Genomic DNA, 4,839 nt, shown 5'->3' on the forward strand with positions numbered 1-4,839 from the left:
GGGGGAGACGGACCCCGGCTGGCGTGGCGGGAGGGGGGAGAACCGGCCCAGCGGCGGCCCGGCGGCCGCCGCGAGCCGGCGCCGGATCCGGTCGGAGTCGGGCTGGTGCCGGGCCATCTCGGTGCCCAGCATGGAGCGCAGTTCCTCGTGGAACGCGGTGCTCGTCAGGTTCCCGTCCGGCGTTCTGGCGCGGCTCATCCGTCCCGACCCGGCGGGTCGATCATGGTCGGGCTCCTGGAACCCCGACGTGCTCGGTGTCATCTACGCCTCGCCGACGCGCCACATCGGCCAGGCCAGCCGAGGCCAGGGCAGCGACTCGGGCCAGGCTGACGACCCCGCCCCACCCGCTCGCCCGGGCCGGCCCGCGTGGTCCAGCCGGACCGCGTGTTCGGGCCGGGCCGCGTGTTCGGGTCGGGCCGGGTGCCCGGGTCGGGGCAGCAGTCCGGCCGCCGGGAACAGTTCGCCGCCGAGGTGCTGACCGGCGCCGGGAACCGGCTCGACCGGGCGCTTAGGAGTAAAGGCGGACCGGTCGGGCCCGGCGGATTCGTCGGGCTGGCCGGTGCCGCGCCCGTCGGCGGCCTCGTCCCGGCCGGAGCGCGCACCGTTCATCCCGGACGAACCTGGCCGGGACGTGCCCCCCTGGGACAGGTCGGGTTGCTCGGGCGCCATGCGGGGGGTCACCTCCTGCTGGGTCGTCGCGGTCGGCGGCAGCTCCGTTCTCTTAAGGATTCGCTCCAACTCGGCGACTCCCTTGGCCGTCTGGCTTTTCACTGTCCCGACAGCGATGCCCAGTGTCCGGGCGGTCTCCCCTTCGGACAGGTCGAAGGCATAGCGGAGCACCACGCACGCCCGCTTGCCCGGCGGCAGGCTCATCAGGGCGGTGCGGAGGTCGACCACCGCCGGCACGTCCGGCACCGGGGCGGATGGCTCGGCGCGCTGCCCGAGCACGGCCAGCCCGCGCCGCTCGCGTACGACCTTGCGGACCCGGTCCGCCGCCAGGTTCGCGACGATGCGCCGGACGTAGGCCAGGGGGAGCTCGGCCGAACGGACCCGGTCCCAGCTGGACCAGGCCGCGGTGAGCGCATCGGCGGTGATGTCGTCGGCCGCGTCGTGGTCACCGGTCAGCAGGTACGCGAAGCGGCTCAGCGCACGATGATGGCTTTCGAAGAACGCGTGGAACTCCGCCTGTCTGAGGGGATGTTCGTGCTCGTCGTCGGCCGCGACCGCTTCCACTGGCACGCTCCCCGGGCCCGTCCTGGCCGGCACGTCCCCGGAGCCGGCCTGACAGTCGATGCTGTGGTCGTCTGTGACTGGTTGCAGAGAATCATGAGATCAGGGTGATGCGCATATGACGGTAGCGACTGGATCTGCTGTCTGTCGTGGCACTTGAGTGCTGATCAGTTCCTGTACCGTTAATACGGCGAGACGAACGCCGCACCTCGTTCGGACCGCCATCGCCGCTGTGACCTGTCCGCCATCCCCTTCGGGGGAGTGAGCGGGTCCGGGCGGGAGTCCCTCGAGGCGGCCCGACGCCACCCGAACGGGCATCTGTTGTCGGTCGGCTGGATTTTGTTGTTTTCTTTATGTGTTTCGAGACCGCTCCCGTTGTCACTGCGGCGTTTTTGTTGTCTTCGGGGAGATGTCGGCGTGTCGGCCTGCCTGCTCGGATCGGGAGGCGAGGCCGCGGCTGGGCGAGCCGGTGGCCGTGCGATGCGGGGGCGATGTTTCCGCGGCCCCGACCAACGGGTACGGCGGGTCCTATGCCCAGCCCATTCATCTCGACCATCCCGACGCGCCTGAGCGCGGTGTCCGCCGGCGTCCGTCCGCACCGTCCGGACACGCCGCCGCCGCTCGACCCGGACGCGCCGATCCCGGACGACCCGGGCCCGCTGCTGCCCGACACGCCGGACCTGCCGCCGGCGCCGCACGAACCCTCGCCCTACACCGAGCCGGCGCCCGACTCACCCGAACCCGAGCCCGAACCGGTCTGATCCTCAGGCAGGGCATGCTGGTTCCCGTGGCCCCCGCCGAGTCGGCGGGCGCGGGCGGCGTCGTAGCGTGTGAGCGTGCATGCGGTGACGGTGTCGGCTCCCGGTGGGCCCGAGGTCATGTCCTGGTCCAGCGTGGCTGACCCGCCCGCTCCCGGGCCGGGCGAGGTAACCCTGGACGTGGTCGCGACGGCGGTCAACCGGGCGGACCTGCTGCAACGGCAGGGTCTCTACCCGCCGCCGCCCGGCGACTCCAGGATTCTCGGGATGGAGTGCTCCGGCCGGGTGGCCGCCGTGGGGCCCGAGGTGTCCGGGTTCGAGGTCGGCACCGAGGTGTGCGCCCTGCTCGGCGGCGGTGGGTACGCGAGCCGGGTGAACGTACCGGCCGGCCAGCTCCTGCCGATCCCGGCCGGAGTCGATCTGATCGAGGCCGCCGGCCTGCCCGAGGTCGCGGCCACCGTCTACTCGACCGTGTTCGGCATCGCCGACCTGCGTGACCGCGAGGTCTTCTGCGTGCACGGCGGTGCGTCGGGAATCGGCACGTTCGCGATCCAGGCGGTCCGTGCGCTGCTGCCGGGGGCGGTCATCGCCACCACCGCCGGCACCGCGGCGAAGCTGGCCAGGGTTCGCGAGCTCGGCGCCGACGTGGCCGTGTCCTATCGGGACTCCGACTTCGTCGAGGTGATCCGGGGAGCCACCGAGGGCCATGGGGCGGACGTGATCCTCGACAACATGGGCGCGGCCTACCTGCCGCGCAACGTGTCGCTGCTCGCCGTAGGCGGACGGCTCGTCGTCATCGGCCTGCAGGGCGGGGTGAAGGGCGAGCTCAACCTCGGAGCCCTGCTGGCCAAGCGGGCGGCGGTGCATGCCGCGTCCCTGCGTGCCCGGCCGCCGGCGGAGAAGGCCGAGATCATCGCTGGGGTTCGCGCCGAGTTCTGGCCGGCGGTCGAACGCGGCGCGATCAGGCCGGTGATCGACCGCGTGCTGCCGATCACCGAGGTGGTGGCGGCGCACCAACATGTGGCCGATCTCGGGCATGTCGGCAAGGTGATCCTCACGATTGCGCCCTGACGGGCCGCGGCCGGGTCGCCGGTCGGCCCACCGGCGCCGTGTAGCGCCTCCTGACGGGGCAGGATAGGGGTCATGACGGATCAACCGGAACCCCGCGTCGTGATTGTCGGGCCCGACGGGGCCCTGCACGAGACCGTGCCGGACTCGCTCGGCCGGTCGGTGTCCCCGGGCCCCGACCAGGATGGGGAATCGAGCGGCGGCGCAAACCCGATAGCCGAGCTGGTCTCCCAGCCCGACAAGGTGATGCGCATCGGTACGATGATCAAGCAGCTGTTGGAGGAGGTGCGCGCCGCGCCGCTGGACGACGCCAGCCGGGTCCGCCTGCGGGAGATCCACCGCAGCTCGATCCGCGAGCTCTCCGACGGGCTGGCCCCGGAGCTGCAGGACGAGCTGGAGCGGCTGTCGCTGCCCTTCGACGAGCACCGCACCCCCTCGGATGGAGAGCTCAGGATCGCCCAGGCGCAGCTCGTCGGCTGGCTGGAAGGCCTGTTCCACGGCCTGCAGACGGCGCTGTTCGCCCAGCAGATGGCCGCCCGGGCGCAGCTTGAGGAGATGCGCCGCCGGGCGCTGCCGAGCGGGCAGCAGCAGCCCGGCGGTGAGACGTTCGGGCGCGGCGCCTACCTGTGACGGTGCCGCCGCCCGAGGGCGGCTCGGCGGTCAGCTCGCCGGGCTGACCGAGCTCATGTTGAAGTCCGGCACCCGCATCGGTGGCATCCGGGTGAGTGTGAACCAGTCCGCCCACTCCCGGGCCATGGTGCGGGTGGCCGCGCCGAGCTGGGCCGTGCGGCCCAGCAGATCCACCGGCGACTCGTTGAACCGGAAGTTGTTCACCGCCCCGGTGACCTCGCCGTTCTCGACGAGGTAGACGCCGTCGCGGGTCAGCCCGGTCAGCAGCAGGACCTCCGGATCGACCTCGCGGATATACCACAGACTGGTCAGCAACAGGCCGCGCCGAGTCGAGGCGATCATCTCCTCAAGCGACGCGGAGCCCCCCGCGTCCAGGACCAGGTTGTCGATGATCGGAGTGACCGGGCTCTGCGTGGCGCGGGCCGAGGCGCGGGTCTGCACGAGTGCGGCCAGCGCCCCGTCGCGGATCCAGTCGGTCGCGCCGAGCGCCAGCCCGTTGTCGAACACGCTCGACATCGATGACGACGACGCGGCGGTGACGAACGGGGTCGTCGCCAGCTCCGGGTCCGCGGGGTCGCTGAACAGCCGCAGCCCCGCCGGCCCGATCGCCTCGCCGATCCGGGTCGCGCCGCCCGGCCGGCTGAACACCGTGCGGCCCTCGGCGGCGTCCCGGCCGGCGGCCGACCAGTACAGGTCGATCATCAGGTCGGCGACCGCGGAGGGCGGCAGCAGCGTCTCGTAGCGGCCCGCGGGCAGCTCCACCGACCGCTCGCACCAGGCCAGCCTGGAGCGCAACGCCGCGTCGGTGGCGGCCACGTCCACGTCGGTGAAATCGTGCGTGGACTGCCCGTGCCACACCGAGCCGCCGGGCACGCCGGACTTGGCGTTCCACTCGACACTGCCTGTCGGCTGGCTGTGCCGCAGCCGCAGGCCGGTGGAGGTGCCCAGCCAGGTGGTGGTGACGTCGTGCTGGGCGAAACCGAACAGCCGCCTGCCCTCTGCCCGGGCGGACCCGAACGCCTCGGCGAGGTCGCGGGCGAAGGCGGCGAAGACGGCCGTGCCCGTGCGGGCCGCCGGGTCGGCGAAGGTTCCGCCGGCCGTGACCGGCCCCCCGCCCGTGCCCAGCCCGCCCGTGCCCAGCCCAGCTGTGGTG

The 4,839-nt window shown here is 72.7% G+C and carries 5 protein-coding genes and 1 pseudogene; 3 read left to right on the forward strand and 3 right to left on the reverse strand.

Annotated features, from left to right (window positions below; genetic code table 11):
• A pseudogene (locus tag NBZ85_RS27680) lies at positions 1–261 on the reverse strand (hypothetical protein); the annotation flags it as partial.
• Positions 262–1,239 carry a SigE family RNA polymerase sigma factor gene (locus tag NBZ85_RS27685; RefSeq protein ID WP_261562936.1) on the reverse strand — a complete coding sequence of 326 codons (978 nt, stop codon included), beginning with the start codon at positions 1,237–1,239 and terminating at the stop codon, positions 262–264.
• A gap of 521 nt (positions 1,240–1,760) precedes the next feature.
• On the opposite strand from NBZ85_RS27685, the gene NBZ85_RS27690 reads away from it, so the two are divergent.
• The 3 genes from NBZ85_RS27690 to NBZ85_RS27700 all read left to right on the forward strand — a co-directional run bounded on the left by NBZ85_RS27690 (position 1,761) and on the right by NBZ85_RS27700 (position 3,686).
• A complete protein-coding gene (locus tag NBZ85_RS27690) occupies positions 1,761–1,991 on the forward strand; it encodes a hypothetical protein (protein WP_261556215.1) in 231 nt (76 codons plus the stop codon).
• An 84-nt stretch (positions 1,992–2,075) separates the two neighbouring features.
• Positions 2,076–3,059: an NAD(P)H-quinone oxidoreductase gene (locus tag NBZ85_RS27695; protein WP_261556216.1), complete on the forward strand. Its 984-nt coding sequence runs from the start codon at positions 2,076–2,078 to the stop codon at positions 3,057–3,059.
• A 72-nt stretch (positions 3,060–3,131) separates the two neighbouring features.
• Positions 3,132–3,686: a bacterial proteasome activator family protein gene (locus NBZ85_RS27700; protein ID WP_261556217.1), complete on the forward strand. Its 555-nt coding sequence runs from the start codon at positions 3,132–3,134 to the stop codon at positions 3,684–3,686.
• 30 nt (positions 3,687–3,716) lie between these two features.
• Here NBZ85_RS27700 and NBZ85_RS27705 read toward each other — a convergent pair.
• A partial coding sequence (locus tag NBZ85_RS27705; protein WP_261562938.1) for a metallopeptidase TldD-related protein occupies positions 3,717–4,839 on the reverse strand: 1,123 nt, incomplete at its 5' end.

Origin of the sequence: Frankia tisae (genome assembly GCF_025403405.1) — a bacterium.
Lineage (GTDB): Bacteria > Actinomycetota > Actinomycetes > Frankiales > Frankiaceae > Frankia > Frankia tisai.